The sequence below is a fragment of the Aminobacter sp. MDW-2 genome (genome assembly GCF_014250155.1).
Taxonomy (GTDB): domain Bacteria; phylum Pseudomonadota; class Alphaproteobacteria; order Rhizobiales; family Rhizobiaceae; genus Aminobacter; species Aminobacter ciceronei.
In genome coordinates, this window is sequence record NZ_CP060197.1 from 3,949,938 (window position 1) to 3,968,919 (window position 18,982).

Annotated in this window: 20 protein-coding genes; 4 read left to right on the forward strand and 16 right to left on the reverse strand. The window is 63.6% G+C overall.

The features are described 5' to 3' along the window. Nucleotides 1-74: 74 nt before the first annotated feature. Nucleotides 75-836 (reverse strand): bifunctional 2-polyprenyl-6-hydroxyphenol methylase/3-demethylubiquinol 3-O-methyltransferase UbiG, encoded by a 762-nt coding sequence (locus H5P29_RS19505; protein ID WP_154387045.1) that lies wholly within the window; start codon nt 834-836, stop codon nt 75-77. A gap of 191 nt (nt 837-1,027) precedes the next feature. Then, a complete protein-coding gene (locus H5P29_RS19510; protein ID WP_154387046.1) occupies nt 1,028-2,002 on the reverse strand; it encodes a threo-3-hydroxy-L-aspartate ammonia-lyase in 975 nt (324 codons plus the stop codon). A gap of 144 nt (nt 2,003-2,146) precedes the next feature. Here H5P29_RS19510 and dinB point away from each other — a divergent pair, with 144 nt between their 5' ends. Beyond that, nucleotides 2,147-3,394 carry a DNA polymerase IV gene (dinB, locus tag H5P29_RS19515; protein ID WP_154387047.1) on the forward strand — a complete coding sequence of 416 codons (1,248 nt, stop codon included), beginning with the start codon at nt 2,147-2,149 and terminating at the stop codon, nt 3,392-3,394. A 10-nt stretch (nt 3,395-3,404) separates the two neighbouring features. Here dinB and tgt read toward each other — a convergent pair whose 3' ends face one another. From tgt to coaD, 6 genes are all read right to left on the reverse strand, one after another. Continuing rightward, nucleotides 3,405-4,541, reverse strand: coding sequence for a tRNA guanosine(34) transglycosylase Tgt (tgt, locus tag H5P29_RS19520; protein ID WP_154387048.1), 1,137 nt, complete (start codon nt 4,539-4,541; stop codon nt 3,405-3,407). Then, the gene (queA, locus tag H5P29_RS19525) at nt 4,538-5,614 is read right to left on the reverse strand and encodes a tRNA preQ1(34) S-adenosylmethionine ribosyltransferase-isomerase QueA (RefSeq protein WP_067962238.1); all 1,077 of its coding nucleotides are present in this window, start codon (nt 5,612-5,614) and stop codon (nt 4,538-4,540) included. Before queA ends, tgt begins: the two co-directional genes overlap by 4 nt. Continuing rightward, nucleotides 5,614-6,063, reverse strand: a complete 450-nt coding sequence (locus tag H5P29_RS19530) for a DMT family transporter (protein ID WP_067962240.1) — start codon at nt 6,061-6,063, stop codon at nt 5,614-5,616. Before H5P29_RS19530 ends, queA begins: the two co-directional genes overlap by 1 nt. 6 nt (nt 6,064-6,069) lie before the next feature. Then, nucleotides 6,070-6,585 (reverse strand): peptidylprolyl isomerase, encoded by a 516-nt coding sequence (locus H5P29_RS19535; RefSeq protein ID WP_067962242.1) that lies wholly within the window; start codon nt 6,583-6,585, stop codon nt 6,070-6,072. Between the two features lie 27 nt (nt 6,586-6,612). Next, the gene (locus H5P29_RS19540) at nt 6,613-7,107 is read right to left on the reverse strand and encodes a peptidylprolyl isomerase (protein ID WP_246341036.1); all 495 of its coding nucleotides are present in this window, start codon (nt 7,105-7,107) and stop codon (nt 6,613-6,615) included. A gap of 113 nt (nt 7,108-7,220) precedes the next feature. After that, entirely contained in the window at nt 7,221-7,721 is a 501-nt protein-coding gene (gene coaD, locus H5P29_RS19545; protein WP_067962246.1) for a pantetheine-phosphate adenylyltransferase, read from the reverse strand. A 207-nt stretch (nt 7,722-7,928) separates the two neighbouring features. Between coaD and H5P29_RS19550 the strand changes: the two genes are divergently transcribed. Further along, nucleotides 7,929-8,081 (forward strand): hypothetical protein, encoded by a 153-nt coding sequence (locus tag H5P29_RS19550; RefSeq protein WP_165915867.1) that lies wholly within the window; start codon nt 7,929-7,931, stop codon nt 8,079-8,081. A gap of 111 nt (nt 8,082-8,192) precedes the next feature. Here the strand turns inward: H5P29_RS19550 and gyrA are convergent, their stop codons facing one another. Further along, nucleotides 8,193-11,003: a DNA gyrase subunit A gene (gene gyrA / locus H5P29_RS19555; RefSeq protein ID WP_154387049.1), complete on the reverse strand. Its 2,811-nt coding sequence runs from the start codon at nt 11,001-11,003 to the stop codon at nt 8,193-8,195. A gap of 295 nt (nt 11,004-11,298) precedes the next feature. Here gyrA and H5P29_RS19560 point away from each other — a divergent pair, with 295 nt between their 5' ends. Continuing rightward, nucleotides 11,299-11,928 (forward strand): MarC family protein, encoded by a 630-nt coding sequence (locus H5P29_RS19560; RefSeq protein WP_154387050.1) that lies wholly within the window; start codon nt 11,299-11,301, stop codon nt 11,926-11,928. Nucleotides 11,929-12,091: 163 nt separating this feature from the next. Beyond that, nucleotides 12,092-12,697, forward strand: a complete 606-nt coding sequence (locus tag H5P29_RS19565; RefSeq protein WP_154387051.1) for a nucleotidyltransferase domain-containing protein — start codon at nt 12,092-12,094, stop codon at nt 12,695-12,697. A 37-nt stretch (nt 12,698-12,734) separates the two neighbouring features. On the opposite strand, the gene H5P29_RS19570 is transcribed toward H5P29_RS19565, so the two are convergent. The 7 genes from H5P29_RS19570 to H5P29_RS19600 all read right to left on the reverse strand — a co-directional run bounded on the left by H5P29_RS19570 (nt 12,735) and on the right by H5P29_RS19600 (nt 18,918). Continuing rightward, complete coding sequence (locus H5P29_RS19570; RefSeq protein ID WP_154387052.1) at nt 12,735-13,634, reverse strand: HNH endonuclease; 900 nt, start codon at nt 13,632-13,634, stop codon at nt 12,735-12,737. 262 nt (nt 13,635-13,896) lie between these two features. Further along, the gene (ssb, locus tag H5P29_RS19575; RefSeq protein WP_154387053.1) at nt 13,897-14,487 is read right to left on the reverse strand and encodes a single-stranded DNA-binding protein; all 591 of its coding nucleotides are present in this window, start codon (nt 14,485-14,487) and stop codon (nt 13,897-13,899) included. 237 nt (nt 14,488-14,724) lie between these two features. Further along, on the reverse strand, nt 14,725-15,519 hold the full coding sequence (locus H5P29_RS19580) for a sugar isomerase domain-containing protein (protein ID WP_154387054.1): 795 nt from the start codon (nt 15,517-15,519) through the stop codon (nt 14,725-14,727). A 21-nt stretch (nt 15,520-15,540) separates the two neighbouring features. Then, the gene (locus H5P29_RS19585) at nt 15,541-16,281 is read right to left on the reverse strand and encodes a GntR family transcriptional regulator (protein WP_154387055.1); all 741 of its coding nucleotides are present in this window, start codon (nt 16,279-16,281) and stop codon (nt 15,541-15,543) included. Further along, nucleotides 16,278-17,153: an ROK family protein gene (locus H5P29_RS19590; RefSeq protein WP_067962261.1), complete on the reverse strand. Its 876-nt coding sequence runs from the start codon at nt 17,151-17,153 to the stop codon at nt 16,278-16,280. The genes H5P29_RS19585 and H5P29_RS19590 overlap by 4 nt, the downstream gene beginning before the upstream one ends. Beyond that, nucleotides 17,150-18,031, reverse strand: a complete 882-nt coding sequence (locus tag H5P29_RS19595) for a carbohydrate ABC transporter permease (protein ID WP_154387056.1) — start codon at nt 18,029-18,031, stop codon at nt 17,150-17,152. Before H5P29_RS19595 ends, H5P29_RS19590 begins: the two co-directional genes overlap by 4 nt. Then, complete coding sequence (locus H5P29_RS19600; protein ID WP_154387057.1) at nt 18,028-18,918, reverse strand: carbohydrate ABC transporter permease; 891 nt, start codon at nt 18,916-18,918, stop codon at nt 18,028-18,030. Before H5P29_RS19600 ends, H5P29_RS19595 begins: the two co-directional genes overlap by 4 nt. Nucleotides 18,919-18,982: the final 64 nt, after the last annotated feature.

Consider the following 18,982-nt stretch of genomic DNA (forward strand, 5'->3'; position numbering starts at 1 on the left):
GAGGCACACATCCTGTTGAAATTACTGATGGCTGCTAGATAGTCGAGCTGCCGCCTTGGTTCAAGCCATTGATTTCATTCCGGCCGGCGCGCCTCGACGCTGATCGTCTCGCAGCCAGTGGCCGGCGCCTGGCCGTAACGATAGTCACCAGAGGCGACGACGTCGACGAAACCCGTTTCACGCAGCGCCATGGCAAATTCCTCGACGCCCCACCAACGCAGGCTGAACAGCTCCAGTTCGGAATCGACGAGCTTGGTGTCCTTCCACAGTTCGTAGCGCAGATGCGTCACGGTGGTCTGCGCGACATAGTCGGTTGAAACGCGCGCATCGGTCAGCGTCATCAGATCGCCGTCCCAGGTGGCCCAACTCCGCACCCGGCCGCCCTCGCCCAGGAAGCCGCCGATGGCGTCCAGGTCGATCATCAGCCGCCCGCCCGGCGCCAGATGATCGAAGAACCGCCGCAAAACGGCCTTCGCCGCAGCCATGTCGGTGATCAGCTGGAACGAGCCAAGCGGCACGACGATTGCCGCAAAGCGGCGATCGTAGGCAAAGGTCTCGAACGTCCCATGGCTGATCCGCCCCTCGTCGAGCGAGCGCTCCGCACAGGCCCTCCGACAATAGCCAAGCATCTCGTTCGAGGGGTCGAAGCCGCTGATGTCGAAACCGGCTTCCAGCATCGGCACGAAAAAGCGACCATTGCCGACAGCAGGCTCCAGGATGGAGCCGGCACAATCCGCAAGACGCCCACGATAATATTCGATGTCTCCGAAAGAGCGCCCAACCGGCTTGTCGAGATTGTAGACCCAGGAGGCGAGCGTTCCGTATCTGTTGTTCATGCGCGCCTGCCCCGTCTGATCTACAGCAATTTCCGCTGACCTTCGCGCGGCCAAGCATGTCCGCGCCATACGACGGACTTGCTTGCCACGTCCAGCCACCAAATCTTCGGGAACGAGCGTTGCGTGGTCGCTGTGGCGCGGACACAACGCCTTCAGGCGGAGAGTTGCGCGCCACAGGCTCAGGTCAGACGTCAGGCGTCGGCGAAGAACCCACTCAATGCCTTCAGGTCGACATTGCCGCCGCTGAGCACGATACCGACGCGTTTGCCCGCACAGTCGACGACGCCGTTGAGCGCTGCCGCCGCCGCCAGACAGCCGGTCGGTTCGACAATCAGCTTCATGCGTTCGGCAAAGAAGCGCATCGTCGACACCAGTTGCGCATCGCTGACCGTGACGATGCCGTCGACCTTGGCCTGCAGGATCGGAAAATTGTGGTCGCCGACATAGGTGGTCAGCGCCCCATCGGCGATCGACTTCGGCGGCGCGATGCGAACCACCTCACCCTTCTGCAGCGACTGCTGCCCGTCATTGCCGGCCTCCGGCTCAACGCCGATGACGCGACAGCCAGGCGCCAGTGCCTTGGCGCTCAGCGCACAGCCGGCAAGCAGGCCGCCGCCTCCGAGCGGCGCGATGAGGATGTCGAGCTGTCCAACCTCGTCGATCAGTTCAAGTGCCGCCGTGCCCTGGCCGGCAATGATGTCGGGGTGATCAAAGGGCGGGATGACGGTCATGCCGCGTTCCTCGGAAATCCCGCGCGCCATCGCCTCGCGATCATCCTTGTAGCGGTCGAAGAACACCACCTCAGCGCCATAGCCCCGGGTCGCCGCAACTTTGATCTCGGGGGCGTCCTTGGGCATCACGATGACAGACGGCGCGTCGAGCAGCGTCGCCGCATAGGCGAGCGCCTGAGCGTGGTTGCCAGAGGAAAAAGCGACGACGCCCTTCTGCCTGGCTTCCGGCGACAGCGCCGAAACGGCGTTGTAGGCACCGCGGAACTTGAAAGCACCGGCGCGCTGCAAATTCTCGGCCTTGAAGAACAGCTCGCCGCCAATCTTGGCATTGGCAGCGCGCGAGGTCAGCACCGGGGTCCGATGCGCCTCGCCAGCGATGCGCGAAGCCGCAACCCTGACGTCTTCAAATGTTGGAACGCGCAGCGAAACAGTCATGGGATTCTCCTTGGATTGCGGCACCATAGTCGACGCCAGCGATTTCCATAAGCCCGCACCGGACGCCACCGCTTGCGCCAGCGCGCTTGACTTTTCGCATGTATGTTCTCTTTATGTTCCGAACACTCTCGACAGATCGCCTCTATGGAAAGCGCAGCCACCATCCTGCATGCCGACCTCGACGCCTTCTATGCGTCGGTCGAACAGTTGCTCGACCCGAGCCTGCGCGGGCAGCCCATCGCCGTCGGCGGCGGGGTGGTGCTCGCCGCGTCCTACGAAGCCAAGGCGTTCGGCGTCCATGGCGGCATGCCGGGCCGGCGCGCCCGCGAACTGTGCCCCGGCCTCATCTTCGTCGGCGGCAATTTCAGGGAGTACCAGCGTCTGGGCGACGCAGCGATCGCGGTGCTCGGCGATTTCACGCCGCTGGTCGAGCGCATCTCCATCGATGAGGCCTTCGCCGACGTCGCCGGCTGCACCCACCTGTTCGGTTCGCCCGAGGAGATCGCGCAGAAGATCAGGAACAGGGTCCGGACCGAACTCGGCCTGCCGATGTCAGTCGGCGTCGCCCGCACCAAGCACCTCGCCAAGATCGCCTCGCAGGTCGCCAAGCCCGACGGCATCGTCGTGGTCGATGGCAGTGCGGAAATCGCATTCCTGCACGGCTTGCCTGTCGGCCTGATGTGGGGTGTAGGCCCAGCGACCGAAACGCGCCTGGCGGACGCCGGCATCACCACCATCGGCCAACTGGCCAACGCCAACCGGCATGTGCTCGAACGCCTGCTCGGTCACGCATCAGGCGAAAAGCTGGCGGCACTTGCCTGGAACCGCGATCCACGCCGCCTCCAGCCGCATCGCCGCGCCCATTCCGCCGGCGCGCAGTCGGCGCTCGGTATGAAACCGGCGCGGCCCGATATCTACGTGCCTGCCCTGCGCCACCTCGCCGACCGCGTCGCTTCGCGCCTCCGGGCCAAATCACGCCCCGGTCGCACCATCACCGCCCGCGTCCGCTTTGCCGACCTGCGTTCGGTGACGCGGTCAATCACGCTCGACGCGCCGATCTCGGCCACCGCAATGATCACGGAAGTCGCCGAAGAACTGGTGCGCGGCGTGCTCGCCCAGTACCCGAGCGAACGCGCCATATCGCTTCTGGCAATCTCTGTCTCGCATCTCGAGGAACATTCCGGCCTGCAGCTCGAACTGCCGCTTGGGCTCGCCGACGAAAAACACCGACCAGGCACGCGAAAAGGCCAGGCGCGCTGGGGCGCTGACCGTGCCATGGACGCGATCCGCGAACGTTTCGGCTGGGAAGCGGTCGGCTACGCCTCGGTCGCGCTCGGGCACGCGGGGTCCGTGCCCGATGCCTTCCGCGAACTGGCCGAGAAAGAGCTGTGAGCGGCTGACCTCAGCCCTTGTGCAGCGGGATGTCGCCGCGCGCCCATCCTTCGCTGATCTCCGTGGTACGGTCGGCAAAACGCCCGGCCTCGATCGAGGCACGGATCTCGCTCATCAGGTGCTGGTAATAGGACAGGTTGTTCCAGGTCAGCAGCATCGCGCCCAGTGCCTCGCCCGACCGCACCAGATGATGCAGGTAGGCGCGCGAATAGTCGCGCGCCGCCGGGCAATCGCTTTCCTCGTCCAGCGGCCGCGGATCGTCAGCGTGGCGCGCATTGCGCAGGTTCACCTTGCCGCGGCGTGTATAGGCAAGGCCGTGGCGGCCAGCCCGCGTCGGCATCACGCAATCGAACATGTCGATGCCACGCGCCACCGACTTGATGATGTCGTCGGGCGTACCGACGCCCATCAGATAGCGCGGCTTCTCCTGCGGCAGTTCCGGACAGGTGATGTCGAGCATGTCGAGCATCACCTCCTGCGGCTCACCGACGGCGAGGCCGCCGACGGCATAACCCTTGAGCTCCAGCCCCGTCAGCGCCTGCGCCGAGCGCACGCGCATGTCAGGGATATCGCCGCCCTGCACGATGCCGAACATTGCCTTGCCCGGCTGGTCGCCGAAGGCGGTCTTGCAGCGCTCGGCCCAGCGCAGCGACATTTCCATGGCGCGCTGGATTTCCTTCGGCGTCGACGGCAGCGCCGTGCATTCGTCGAGCTGCATCTGTATGTCGGAATCGAGCAGCCCCTGGATCTCGATCGAACGCTCCGGCGACATCTCGTAGGGCGCGCCATCGATATGCGAGCGGAAGGTCACGCCCTTTTCGCTGATCTTGCGCAGCTTCGACAGCGACATCACCTGGAAGCCGCCGGAATCGGTCAGGATCGGATGCGGCCAACGAGCAAAGTCGTGCAGGCCGCCGAGCTTGGCCACCCGTTCCGCGCCGGGACGCAGCATCAGATGATAAGTGTTGCCGAGGATGATGTCGGCGCCGACGCCGCGCACCTGATCCATATACATCGCCTTGACAGTGCCGCCTGTGCCGACAGGCATGAAGGCCGGCGTACGGATGATGCCGCGTGGCATGGTGATTTCACCGCGCCGCGCCTTGCCGTCGGTCGCGAGCAGCTTGAAGGTGAACTCAGAACTCATCGGTCGTCCCTGAACAGCAGGCTTGAATCGCCGTAGGAATAGAAGCGGTAGCCGCTCGAAATGGCATGCGCATAGACATCGCGCATGCGCTCCAGTCCGGCAAAGGCCGAAACCAGCATGAACAGCGTCGAGCGCGGCAGGTGGAAGTTGGTCATCAGCGCATCGACGAATTTGAATCGGTAGCCGGGTGTGATGAAGATGTCGGTCGGGCCTGACCAGGCGGCCAAGGTACCGTCTTCGCGCGCGGCACTCTCCATCAGGCGCAGCGACGTGGTGCCGACGGCAACCACCTTGTTGCCCCGCGCCCGCGCCGCATTCAGCACGGTTGCAGTCTCGGCCGAAACGTACCCGACCTCCGAATGCATCTTGTGGTCGGCGGTGTCATCGGCCTTTACGGGCAAAAAAGTGCCGGCGCCGACATGCAGCGTCACGAACTGCTTTTCGATGCCGCGCGCCTCGAGCGCCGCAAACAATTCCGGCGTGAAATGCAGGCCGGCGGTGGGCGCAGCAACAGCCCCCTCTTCGCGGGCATAAACGGTCTGGTAGTCCTTGCGGTCGCGCTCATCATCCGGGCGCTTCGAAGCGATATAGGGCGGCAGCGGAATGTGGCCGACGGCATGCAACGCCTCATCAAGCCCCGGTCCAGAGAGGTCGAAGGCCAGAAGCGCCTCACCACCCTCGCCTTTTTCCAACACCGTGGCGTCGAGCTGGCCGAGCATGCAGGCCTCGGCATCGTGGCCGAACCGGATGCGGTCGCCTATGGCAACCCGCTTGCCTGGCCGCATGAAGGCAAGCCAGCGGTCGGGTGCGGTGCGCATGTGCAGTGTCGCATCGACATGCGCCACGGCCTCGCCACGCACCCGAACACCCTTGAGCTGAGCCGGAATGACGCGCGTGTCGTTGAGCACCAGCACATCGCCAGGGTTCAGCAGCGACGGCAGGTCGCGCACCGACAGATCGGCCAGCGCTTCGTCCGGCCGCACGCACAAAAGCCGCGCCATGTCGCGCGGTTCGGCCGGGCGCAGCGCAATGTTCGCCTCCGGCAGCTCGAAATCGAAAAGATCAACGCGCATCAGTAGATACGGATCATCAGCGCGCCGGTGAGCAGAAGCACGGCACCGACGATGCGGCCCATGGAAATCTCACGCACGGCAACACCCAAAATGCCGGCCTTGTCGACCAGCATGCCGGCCAAGAGCTGCCCCGTCACCAGGAAAGCCATCAATGCCGCCGCACCGATGCGTGGGGTCAGCAGCACGGTCGAGGTGACGTAGGCCGCGCCGAGCACACCGCCAGTCACGAACAGCCAAGGTGCCGGCGCTCTCCAGTCGATAGCTGCGCCTGGCATGCGCGTGGTGAGCAAGGTGACCACGCCGAGCACGACAGCACCAGCGAGGAAAGAGATCGCAGCCGCCGCGACGGGCACGCCGAGGCCGCGCGCCAGCTGCGCATTAATCGGTGCCTGAATGGCAATGAAGGCGCCCGCCAGAACGCCGAGAAGCGACCAGAGAGCGCCAGCCATTGTCAGTTATTCCGCGACGTCGGCCGCAACCTTCAGCGACACGATCTTGTCGGGATCCTGCACCGGCTCGCCGCGCTTGATCTTGTCGACATTGTCCATGCCTTCGATGACCTGGCCCCAGACCGTGTACTGGCGGTTCAGGAAGCCGGCATCCTCGAAGCAGATGAAGAACTGCGAGTTGGCCGAATTCGGGTTCTGGGCACGCGCCATCGAGCAGGTGCCGCGGGCGTGGTTCATGTTGTTGAACTCGGCCTTCAGGTCCGGCTTGTCCGAACCGCCCATGCCGGCACGCGACGGGTTGAAGTCCTTGCCGCCCGACTTGCCGAACTTGACGTCGCCGGTCTGGGCCATGAAGCCGTCGATGACGCGGTGGAACACCACGCCGTCATAGGCGCCTTCGCGCGCCAGTTCCTTGATGCGGCCGACATGGCCGGGCGCCAGGTCCGGGAACAGCTCGATGACCACATTGCCCTTGGTCGTTTCCATGATCAGCGCGTTCTCGCGATCCTTGATCTCGGCCATGATGAAATTCCTTCTCTTCGTTTTCGTTTACTTGGCGTCCGCGGCGATGCGGACCTTGATCATGCGGTCGGGGTCGCTGACCGACCCGTTATTGGCCGCGTCACCCTTCTTGATGGCGTCGACCAGATCCATGCCGCTCTCGACGTCGCCGACGATGGTGTACTGGCCGTCGAGTGAGGACGCGGTGTCGAACATGATGAAGAACTGCGAATTCGCCGAATTCGGGTCCTGCGAGCGTGCCATGCCGACGACGCCGCGCTTGAAGTTTTCCTGCGAGAACTCCGCCTGGATGTCCGGCAGCTTCGAGCCGCCCATGCCGGCGCGGTTGGGATCAAAGCCATCCTTCATGTCGCCGAACTCGACGTCGCCGGTCTGGGCCATGAAGCCGCCGATGACGCGATGGAACGCGACGTTGTCATAGGCGCCTTCGCGCACCAGCGTCTTGATCTGCGCGACATGCTTGGGCGCGAGGTCGGGACGCAGCGCGATGGTCACGTCGCCGCCCTTCAGCGTGATGACCATGGTGTTCTCGGGCTCGGCAGCAATGGCTGCAGCCGATCCGGCCAAAAGGCCGGCGAGGACGACGACGGACGAGGCAAGCTTCCTAAGCTGCATGTTTCGATACTCCGGAAAAATTATTTCGCGAATTTGGCGTTGAGCGCGCCGGCAACCGCCGCCGGCACGAACGGACGTATGTCGCCGCCCATCGAGGCTATCTGACGGACAAGTGTGGCGGTAATGGTGCGAACCGAAGGGCTCGCCGGCAGGAAAACGGTCTGCAATTCCGGTGCCATGGTCTCGTTCATGCCGGCCATCTGCATCTCATAGTCGAGGTCGGTGCCGTCGCGCAGGCCGCGGATCATGATCGAGGCGCCTTCCTTGCGCGCCGCGTCGATCACCAGCCCGTCAAAGGCCACCACCTTGATGCGTCCGCCATCGGCGCCGAATTCCGCCGTCGTCGCTTCCTCGATAAGCGTCACACGCTCTTCGAAGGAAAACAGAGGCTTCTTGCCGGGATGAATGCCGATAGCGGCATAGACGACGTCGGCAACGGCCAGCGACGCCTTGAGCACGTCGAGATGGCCGTTTGTGAGCGGGTCGAACGACCCGGCATAGATGGCGATGCGATCAGTCATGGGCTGCTTCTAGAACATCGGCGCCAAAGGTGGAAGCGCGCATTGCCGCCAACCTGCTCGGTCTCCGACCGGAAAATTGGTTTACGAGATGAATGCGAGATGAACGGCAATCTCAGGATCAGTTCAAGCGGATGTGAATAGAACGTCATTATAGTGGGTGAAACCAAACAGCGTCTCGTCCGTTGTTTCCAGCAGGAGAACAGCGCCATGATGATCTACATGCTCGCCGCGGCCATGACTCTGGCCATGCTTGTCGCCACCGCCTTCAGCCTCCACCAGGAGGCTCACCGCGTCCGCACCAAGGTGCAGACCGCCCGCGTGCAGCTTCCGGGCTGGCGCAATCCGCGCGCCCCGCGCTGAACAGTTTCTGCCCCTCCAGGCAAAAGCGGCGCCACGGCGCCGCTTCTTTCTCTTCCTGATTGTCTGATCTCAAGCTCTTGAACGGACGCTATTTTCAGGCGCCCGTAAAGATCAGCCCTGTTCCCCCTCGGGTGCAGGGTCTGCGCTCAGTGCTTCGCCGGCAGCGCCGTCGCCATTGACCACCTCGTCGGCCTCATCCTCGCCCTGCGGCTCGGAAATCCGCTCGACCGACACCACCTTCTCGCCGTCGGCGGTGTTGAAGATCGTCACGCCCTTGGTGGCGCGGCTGGCCGTGCGGATGCCGTCGACAGGCACGCGGATGACCTGGCCGCCGTCGGAGACGAGCATGATCTGGTCGTCATTGCCGACCGGGAAGGTCGCCACCAGCTTGCCGATCTCCGCCACCTTCGACACGTCGGTGGCGCGGATACCCTTGCCGCCGCGGTTTGTCAGGCGGAAATCATAGGACGACGAACGCTTGCCATAACCATATTCGGTGACCGTCAACACGAACTGCTCATGCTCGCCAAGGAACTGGTAGCGCTCCTCGGTGATGTCGGCTTCCTCGCCGACATCCTCGTTGGTCAACGCGATATCCTCGTCCTCGCCGGCGGCGACTCCGGCGGCCAGTCGCCGCTCGGCGACCGAGCGCTTGAGATAGGCGGCACGTTCGGCCGGGCTTGCCTCAACATGCTCGATGATCGCCATCGAGATGACGCGGTCGCCGTCGGCCATGCTGATGCCGCGCACGCCGACAGAGTTGCGGCTCTGGAACACACGCACGTCGTCGACGCGGAAGCGGATGCACTGGCCGGAATCGGCGGTCAGCAGCACGTCGTCATTGTCGGTGCAGGTCTCGACGCCGAGGATCTCGTCGCCTTCCTCCTCCAGCTTCATGGCGATCTTGCCATTGCGCTTGACGTCGACGAAGTCGCTCAGCTTGTTGCGGCGCACGGTGCCGCGCGTGGTGGCGAACATCACGTCGAGTTCGCTCCAGCTTGCCTCGTCCTCCGGCAACGGCATGATCGTGGTGATGCGCTCGCCCTGCTGCAGCGGCAACAGGTTGATCAGAGCCTTGCCACGCGACTGAGGATTGCCGATCGGCAGGCGCCAGACCTTTTCCTTGTAGACGATGCCACGCGACGAGAAGAACAGCACCGGCGTGTGCGTGTTGACGACGAACAGGCGGGTGACGAAATCCTCGTCCTTCGTCGACATGCCGGAGCGGCCCTTGCCGCCGCGACGCTGTGCCCGGTAGAGCGACAGCGGCACGCGCTTGATGTAGCCGGAGTGGCTGACGGTGACGACCATGTCCTCGCGCGGGATAAGGTCCTCGTCTTCCATGTCGGAGCCGGCGTCGGTGATCTCGGTGCGGCGCGGCACGCCAAACTCGTCACGCACGGCAACCAGCTCGTCCTTGACGATCTGCTGAATGCGAGCCCGCGACGACAGGATGTCGAGATAGTCAGTGATCTCGGCGCCGATCTTGTTCAGTTCGTCGGCGATTTCGTCGCGGCCAAGTGCCGTCAGGCGCTGCAGGCGCAGTTCGAGAATGGCGCGGGCCTGCTCTTCCGACAGGTTGTAGGTGCCGTCATCGTTGATGCGGTGGCGCGGATCGTCGATCAGGCGGATCAGTGACTCGACGTCGGACGCCGGCCAGCGTCGCGTCATCAACTGGTCACGTGCCGTCTGCGGATCGGGCGCGGTACGGATCAGCTTGATGACCTCGTCGATATTGGCAACCGCGATCGCCAGGCCGACCAAGATGTGGGCTCGGTCGCGCACCTTCTTGAGCAGGTACTTGGTGCGACGGCTGATCACCTCTTCACGGAAAGCGACGAACGCCTTCAGCATGTCGAGCAGCGTCAGCACCTCGGGCTTGCCGCCGTTGAGCGCCACCATGTTGGCGCCGAACGACGTCTGCAGCGGCGTGAAACGGTAGAGCTGGTTGAGGATGACCTCGGCATTGGCATCGCGCTTGAGCTCGATGACAACGCGGTAGCCCTGGCGGTCGGATTCGTCGCGGATGTCGGAGATGCCCTCGATGCGCTTGTCGCGCACCAGTTCGGCCATCTTCTCGATCATCGTCGCCTTGTTCACCTGGAAGGGAACTTCGGTGATGATGATCGCCTCGCGGTCGCCGCGGCTCTGCTCGATATTGACCCTGCCGCGCATCATGACCGAGCCACGGCCGGTCGAATAGGCGTTGTAGATGCCCGAACGCCCGAGGATCAGGCCGCCGGTCGGGAAATCCGGGCCGGGAATGATCTCCATCAGGTCAGGCAGGTCGATCGCAGGGTTTTCCATGACGGCGATGGCGCCGTTGCAGACTTCGACGAGATTGTGCGGCGGAATGTTGGTCGCCATGCCGACGGCGATGCCGCCGGCGCCATTGACCAGCAGCGCCGGGAAACGCGCCGGCAGCACACGCGGCTCCTGGCCCGACGCGTCGTAGGTATCCTGGAAGTCGACAGTGTCCTTGTCGATATCCTCAAGCAGCTCATGCGCGACCTTGGTCAGGCGCGCTTCGGTGTAGCGCATCGCCGCGGGCGGATCCCCGTCGATCGAACCGAAATTGCCTTGCCCATCGATCAGCGGCACGCTCATCGACCAGTCCTGCGCCATACGCACCAAGGCGTCATAGATCGAGGCGTCGCCGTGCGGGTGATATTTACCCATCACGTCGGCGACCGGACGCGCCGACTTCACATATTTGCGGTTCCAGTGGTAGCCGCTCTCATGCGAGGCGAAGAGAATGCGGCGATGCACCGGCTTCATGCCGTCGCGCACGTCTGGCAGCGCGCGGCTCACGATCACGCTCATCGCGTAATCGAGGTAGGAGCGCTGCATCTCCTCGATGATGGAAATCGGCTCGATGCCGGAGGGACCGTCAGGTCCACGCGGTGATTTCTGGTCGGTCAACTCGGATCACGCATGTTGGGAATCATTTACCTTATATATAGGAACGGTCGTCGAATGACCAATTTCGGCCTCGCTTTTCCAATGCTGATTTGGGACGCGATTTCAAAAGGATAGCTTATCCTTCCAACATTGCGGCGAGATGTCCTGCCTGTTCTTGCCACCCTTGCACCCGACGACTCCACGATCCGGCAGCGGCAACTGCCGGCCATGGCCAAATGACGGCCGCTCGATCTGATTTTGCCACTGGCGCGGCAACTGTCGTCAGGTTAGCCTGCATTCGCCGGGGAGATGCCTGATGCCGCTTTTCGACACTGTTTTCAATGCCTTCGTCACCATCCTCGTAACCATAGACCCGCCGGGCCTGGCGCCGCTGTTCCTTGCGGTGACACGCGGCATGAACCGCGAACAGCGCCTGCAAGTGTCGGTGCGCGCCAGCGTCATAGCCTTTGTCGTGCTGGCGGTCTTCGCCGTTGCCGGTGCGGCCATCCTCACAGTCTTCGGCATCACGCTGCCCGCCTTCCGCGTCGCCGGCGGCTTCCTGCTGTTCTTCATCGCCTTCGAGATGGTTTTCGAGAAGCGCCAGGACCGCAAGGAGAAGATTTCGGATGTCGCGATCACCCGCGACCACATCCACAACATCGCCGCCTTCCCGCTCGCCATTCCACTGATCGCCGGTCCCGGCGCGATCTCGGCGACGGTGCTGCTCTCCGGCTCATTTCAGGGCTGGGCCGGCCAGCTGGCGCTGGTCCTGATCATCCTCGCCTGCCTCGCCGCCACCTATCTGGTCTTCGTGCTCGCCGAACGCATCGACCAGTTCCTAGGCCAAACCGGCCGCTCGATCCTGACTCGCCTCCTCGGTGTGATCCTGGCAGCCCTCGCCGTGCAATTCGTCGCCGACGGTATCAAGGCACTGATGGCGGCTTAAGGCGCGACAGCCCACCAGGCCGCTCTGACCCCGTCGATCCAGACCACCGGCCTTCGTCACCTGCGCAACCGGCTGCAGGGGCCTGAAGTCAGCCGTTCGTCGCACGAAGCAGCCTTGACCCGGGCCTCGATATGGCTAAGGCAGCGCAAAAGGAAAGCCCCGCATGAAACAGCCCGATGCGCCGGACCATGACGGGTGGTGCGCCTGGCATCCAACCGAGTTGGCACGTCGCCTCACCGGCGTCTCCGTGCCATGGTGCGTCGCCGGCGGATGGGCGCTCGACCTCTGGCACGGCCATCAGACACGCGAGCATGAAGACCTCGAATTCACGGTCCTGCTCAGCGACGTACCCGTCTTCCGCCGCGCACTGGCCGACATGGAATTCCACACTGCTGGAGACGGCATCGTTAGACACCTGCCCGCGCAGAGTGCTCCGCCTGCTGAAATCTCCCAGGTCTGGTGCCTGGACGTTGTGCAACATTGCTGGCGGGTCGACATGATGATCGAGGAGGGTTCGCCGGATCTGTGGGTTTACAAGCGAAACCCCGCCATATCAGTGCCGCGCGCCGACATTGTCGCCACGACACCGGCCGGCATCTCCTACCTCAAGCCGGCAGCCATCCTGCTGTTCAAGGCGAAACACGGGCGCCCCAAGGACGAAGTAGATTTCGCCAACGCCCTGCCGAAGCTGCAGCAGTCGGAACGCAGCTGGCTGAAGCACTGCCTCGACCTATGCCACCAGGGACATCGATGGGCGGAAAGGCTGTAACCTCGTCCATCTCGAATTTCGTGCCAGCACGCCCGACCTATTGCTTGAAGCAATGCTCGCGATGCCAGTGCAGGAAGTGTGGATGAGGACGATCGGATAGACGCTGGGGGCCGATTGCTCGGCCGCTGCGATTGACGATGCCCTTGATGCCATCGGGATCGTTTGCCTGGCGGGAAATCAGGATCTCAAGATCATCCGATAGGCTGATAAGGCCGCGATCAAACATCCAGTGGGCTGTTCCGGATAACGCGATGCCGTTGCTGACGACGTCCGGCCCGTCGGCCTCGACAGGGCGAATATGTGCCGCCGCAACTTCCGCCCTTCCGCCACCATTGATGAGCTTCAATCCTGTGATCGCACAGCGCTCGTCATAGGCACGCAGGACGATCTTTCGGAAGACGCGGTCACGCACGATGCGGGATGTCAGGAACTGCGCACGCTCTCGGCTCTCCTCAAACACAAAAGGCGCCTGGTCTTCGAAGAAGCCGCCGGCTGGCGCCACCAGATCGACCCTCGGAAGCGTGGATTCTGCCTGATCCAGCCCCAACGTTACGATGCGACTGAAATCGGTTGGAGAAAGCGGTCTTACCGCCGCCTGGGCGCGCCCGGAAATTCGCCCGTCGTCGTTGAGAAGCCCGCGCTCGATCACACCGTCAGCATCACTGAAGGGAACTGGATTGGCAAAATCGAGATAGCTGCCTGGTTCGATAAGCGCGAGAAACATGCCCTTCGCGCTGGGATCCGGGATGACCTGCTGCACCTTGGCGACTGCGAAGTATCCCTTGGTGTCGGCTACCTTACGTGGCTCGTAGTAGACGATCCAATCGCCGACACAGGCCTGCACCCGGCCGAAATATTGCGGCGGGAACTGATACCGTTCGGCAGGACTGTCGTCGTAGATCGAATCCGATCGGTGAATGAAGACCCCGTACCCCATTCACCTTAGTAACGCGAAGCAGAAAGATTTGCGAGAACAGCCATTCACGAAATCCAGCAACCAACTCTTGCCTTGTCGCAGGCCGTCAGCGTGCAACTGCAAAGCCAGCCTGCCCATGTAGTCCTGCCGACGCCGCGCATCGCTTTCGCAACGGCGTTGGCACAGCAGTTTTGTAATGGCCTTGACGCAGAAAGGCTTTCACCGGCCCGCGTCGCCCAGGCAGACGATCAACGACCTCGATCGCTCGCCTCCTTGGCTACACTCAGAACGGGATTTCGTCGTCGAGGTCGCGCGAACCGCCACCGCCCATGCCCCCACCGCCGCCCTGGCCGCCGCGATTGCCACCGCCGCCGCCAAAGCCGCCGCGGTTGCCGCCGCCATAGCTGTCAGTCGGGCTCGACTGACCGAAGTCAGAACGGCCGCCGCCGCCATAGCCGCCACCCTGACCACCGCCGTAACCGACCTGGCCGCCACCGCCGCTATAGCCTGCGTCACCGCCCTGGCCGCGCGCGTCGAGCATCTGCAGTTCGCCGCGGAACTTCTGCAGCACGATTTCGGTGGTGTAACGCTCGATGCCATCCTTCTCCCATTTGCGGGTCTGGAGCTGGCCCTCGATGTAAACCTTCATACCCTTCTTCAGGTACTGCTCGGCAACCTTGGCGAGGTTGTCATTGAAGATGACGACCTGATGCCACTCGGTCTTTTCCTTGCGCTCGCCCGAATTCTTGTCGCGCCAGCTTTCCGAAGTCGCGATCCTCAGGTTGACGACTGGCTCGCCCGAATTGAGCCGGCGGATCTCAGGGTCAGCGCCCAGATTGCCGACCAGAATGACCTTATTGACGCTACCTGCCATGACACTGCTCCGCGCTCGTCCGAAACCAAATTCCAAGAAAATGTGAGGGCGCACACTAGCCCATTGCACCCTCCGCCCGCGCCCCCTGGCAGCGGAAAAGCTCGTGCCGTCCACAAGTCATTTTTGTTCTTATTTTGTTCTATCGCCAACAATTGAAAATGGCAAGAGGCATCGTCCCGAATGCGAGCAGGCCGCCCTTCCGGACGGCTCGCCAGCTTATCGGTGTCAGGAACAGGATTACGCTTCGCCCTGCATCCGTTCCTTGAAGAAGTCGAGATGCTTGCGCTGCGCCTCGATCATCTTTTCGCGGTAGAGGCCGTAGATCACGTCGGTATCGTGCAACGTCACGCCTTCGATTGTCGGCGAGGCAAAGGTCGGCAGCTCGATGCCGCGGTCGGCAAGCCTTTGCGCCGTGCGCGCGATCAGCTCATGCGTCATGATCATAGCGAGCACCGTCGACGAGCCGGCCACAGGGCGGCTCCAGCCCTTCACCGGCACGATGGCGTCCTCGATCGGTGAAGTCGTGTCGATGACGACGTCGGCGGCATCGGCCAGGCGCTTGCCGGAGGAATGGCTCGCCGGCTTGTCCAAATTGTTCTTGCTGGTGATGGCGACGACGAACAGCCCGCGCTTCTTGGCGTAGAGCGCGGTGTCGATGCCCGACGCGTTGCGGCCGCTATGGCCATAGATGATGATGGCATCTCCAGGGTTGAGCGGCTGGTGGTCGAGGAATTTTTCCGCGTAGTTCTCCGTGCGTTCGAGCCACAGGAGTTCGCGCACGCCGCCCGAACCCAGCACGTTGTGCCACATCACACGCGGGTCGGTCAGCGGATTGAAGCCGACATAGGAGCCGTAGCGCGGAAACGCCTCCTGGCACGGCAGCACCGAATGGCCGGAGCCGTAAAGATGCACCAGCCCCTTGTTGGCAAGAGTCTCGGCCAGCCGTGCCGAAACGGCCTCGAACGCGGCCTCGTTGGCGCTTGCGGCCCCGTCGATGAGCTTGGCCAGCCGGCTGATGTAGGAAGTCGTCATGGGAAAGAACCTTTCAGATGGTCAGAGATGGAGAACGGAACGGATTTCGTAGCGGTCGCCGCGCATGGTCGAGACCGTGAATTCAAACGGGCCGGAGCGGTCGAAGGCGATGCGTTCGACCATGAAGGCGGAGCTGCCGGCCTTTAGCTGGATCAGCTCGGCATCCTCCGGCTTGACCTCGCCGATGCGGTAGATTTCGCGTGCCTCCTGGGGCACGATGCCGTAGCTCGCCTTCAGCGTCTCATAGAGCGAGGAGACGCTTGCCGCCGTTTCCAGCAGGCCAGGCACGAGCGCCGCTGGCAGATGCGCGGTCTGGATACCGATCGGCTGGTCGTTGCCAAGCCGAAGGCGGCGCAACTGGAGTACCGGCGTGCCTTCCTCGATCTCGAGCGCGCCGGCCACCTGAGCGTCGGCGGCAATGATCCGGGCGTCGAGCAGCCTGGTTCCCAGATTGAGCCCGAGATTGGCCATCTCCTGGGTGAAGCTGGTCAGGCCGCGCACGCCGGCAATGACGGTCGGGCTGCGCACGAAGGTGCCGCGCCCATGTTCGCGGCTGAGCAGGCCGGAATCCTCGAGGTTGCGCAGGGCATGGCGCACGGTGATGCGGCTCACTCCCAATAGGTCGCACAGGCGCTCCTCATTGGGGATCTGCGCGCCCGTCGCCCACTCGCCGGACGAAATCAGCGTCCGCATCGCCTGCTCGGCCTGGTGCCACAGCGGCTCCGGCCGGTTGCGGTTGGGTTTTGCAAAGATTCCGCTCATCGGATTTCGTCCCATTGTTGGCCGCGCGCGCCGGCGAATGCTGCCCCCACAAGGCTGGCGTCCTTGCCGAAGCTGCCGGCCTCGATGCGCACGCGTCTCAGATGCGGCGGCAGTTGCTTTTCCATCGCGGCTCGCACCATCGGCACCAGCACGTCGGCCGCCTCGGCCACGCCGCCGGCCAGGATCACTGTTTGCGGGTCGAGCAGCGCCACGGCGGTTGCCAGGCTCACGCCCAGCGCCTTCGCCGGCCGCGCCAATGCATCAATCGCAGTCGCATTGCCCGCACGCGCCGCCGCCACCAGCCCGCGACCGTCACTGAAGCCGGCCTGCCGCCCGATAGCATCGAACGCCCGACCCGATGCCTGCCGCTCCAACCAGCCGTCGCGGTCGTGGCCTTCATCGTCCAGGTCGGCGCAGGCCCAGCCGAAGGAACAGGCAGCTCCCTGCCCGCCACGCATGATACGCGAACCCGACAGCACGGCGGAACCGATGCCGGTACCGATCGCCACCAGCATCGCGTCCGACAGCCCCTTGGCCGCACCAGCTGACACCTCAGCCAGCAGCGCCAGCTGCGCATCCTGGCCGAGTCCGATCGAGAGATTGGGGAACAGCCCGGCGAGATCGACGCCGTCGAGCCAGGGCAGATTGGGGATCCACAGGCAGCGCGTTCCGCGTGCCGTGCCTGGCACCGACACACCGAACCGCTCGGCACCATGGTCGTGCGCCATCCGGGCGATCGCCTCGCGGAAACCGTCGAGCCCCTTGGGCGCCGGCCAGGCGCCAATGTGCTCGACGGCGGCAGGCGCGGCGGCGGCGCAAAGCCCTGCCCTGAGCTGCGTGCCGCCAAGGTCGACGGCCAGAACCTTGCTCATCCCTTCACTCCGGAGCTTACGATGGAGTCGACGAAGAAGCGCTGCAGGAACACGAACAGCACCAGCGGCGGCAAAACGGCCAGCGTCGCACCCGCCATGACCAGGTTGGTGTTCATCGCACCCCTGTTGTAGCTCAACAGCCGGCTGAGGCTGATGACGATCGGGTACTGGTCGGCGTTACCCTGCAGCACCGTCAGCGGCCAGAGATAGCTGTTCCAGTGATAGACGAAGGCAAACAGCGCGAGAGCTGCCACCGCCGGCGTCACCAGCGGAGCCACGATGACGAACAGGATGCGCATCTCCGAGGCGCCGTCCATGCGCGCCGCATCGATCAAGTCGTCGGGCACGCCGGCAATGAACTGCCGCATCAGGAAGATGCCGAAGGCATTGGCCAGGTTGGGCAGGACCACGCCTGCCAGGCTGCCGTCGAGCCCGATGGTGCCGATCATCCGGTAGAGCGGGATCAACGTCACGATCGGCGGTAGGAACATGGTCGCGATCAGCAGCGCAAACAGTGCATTGCGACCATGGAAGCGATGCTTGGCAAAGGCGTAACCTGCCATCAGGCTGGTGACGATGATGCCGGCCGTGGTGATGGCGGCGATGACGGCCGAATTCAGCATCGAGCGGCCGACATTGATGACGCCAGACACCTTGCCGAAGGCCTCCAGGCTCGGGCTCTCGGGTAGCCACACCGGCGGCACCTGCATGGTTTCGGCCGGCGTCTTCAGGCTCGACAGTACCATCCACACCAGCGGAAAGGCCGAGGCCACGGCGACCACAAGCATCAGCGTTGCCACGATATAGTCGCCGCTGGTTGGGCGTGACCTGAAGAAAAACAAGCCGCGGCGCGGCCGCCATTCGCCAGCCGCGCTCATTCGTCGTCCACCTTCCGAGCGAAAGCGAACAAAGCGAAGATCACGACGATCAGCGACAACATCAGCGTCACCGCCATGGCGGAGCCCAGGCCACCCTGGGCGCGTTCGATGCCGACACGCCTTATGTGATAGGTCAACACGTTGGTCGAGCCCACCGGCCCGCCCTGCGTAATCAGCGCCACCGGCTCGAACACCTGCACGGCATTGATGATGGCAATGACGGCGCTGAACAGCAGCGTCCGCTTGAGCAGCGGCAGGGTGATCGCCGTGAACTGCTGGCGCCCGTCCGCACCGTCGATGGTCGCGGCCTCGTAGAGGCTGGTCGGGATCTGGGTCAGCCCGGCCACGACAAGCACGGTGAAATAGCCGACCTGCTGCCAGACATTGAGAACAACGATTGATACGAGCGCGGTGCTGGGCGACGACAGCCAAGGCTGCGGGCCGATACCCAGCCAGCCGAGCATCTGGTTGATCGGTCCCTCACTCGGCGAATAGAGTTTCGACCACACCAGCGCCACTGCGATCATCGGCACCATGTAGGTCGAAAACAGGATGGTCCTGAGCGCGTTGCCGCCGGCGACATTACGCTGGTAGACGAGCAGCCCGAGGCCAACCGAAACAGGCAAGATAAGCGCCACCGACATCAGCGTGTAGAGCGCCGTGTTGACCAACGCGCCCTTGAAGTCGCGCCCCACCGAGGTTGCGCCAAAAATCTCGCGGAAATTGTCGAGCCCGACGAATTCGGCCGTCTGGAAACCGGTCTGCGTCGACCAGTGCTGCAGCGACAGCCACACCGTCAGCACCATCGGTACGACGATGAAGGCGCCGATCAGCGAGACGGCCGGCGCCAGCATCATCCAGACGGAATGTTGGTGGGTTCTGGTCATGAGATGGATCAGTTGCAGTCGAGGGGTGCGCGAGACGGTGACACTGCGTGCTTCTCCCCGTTCA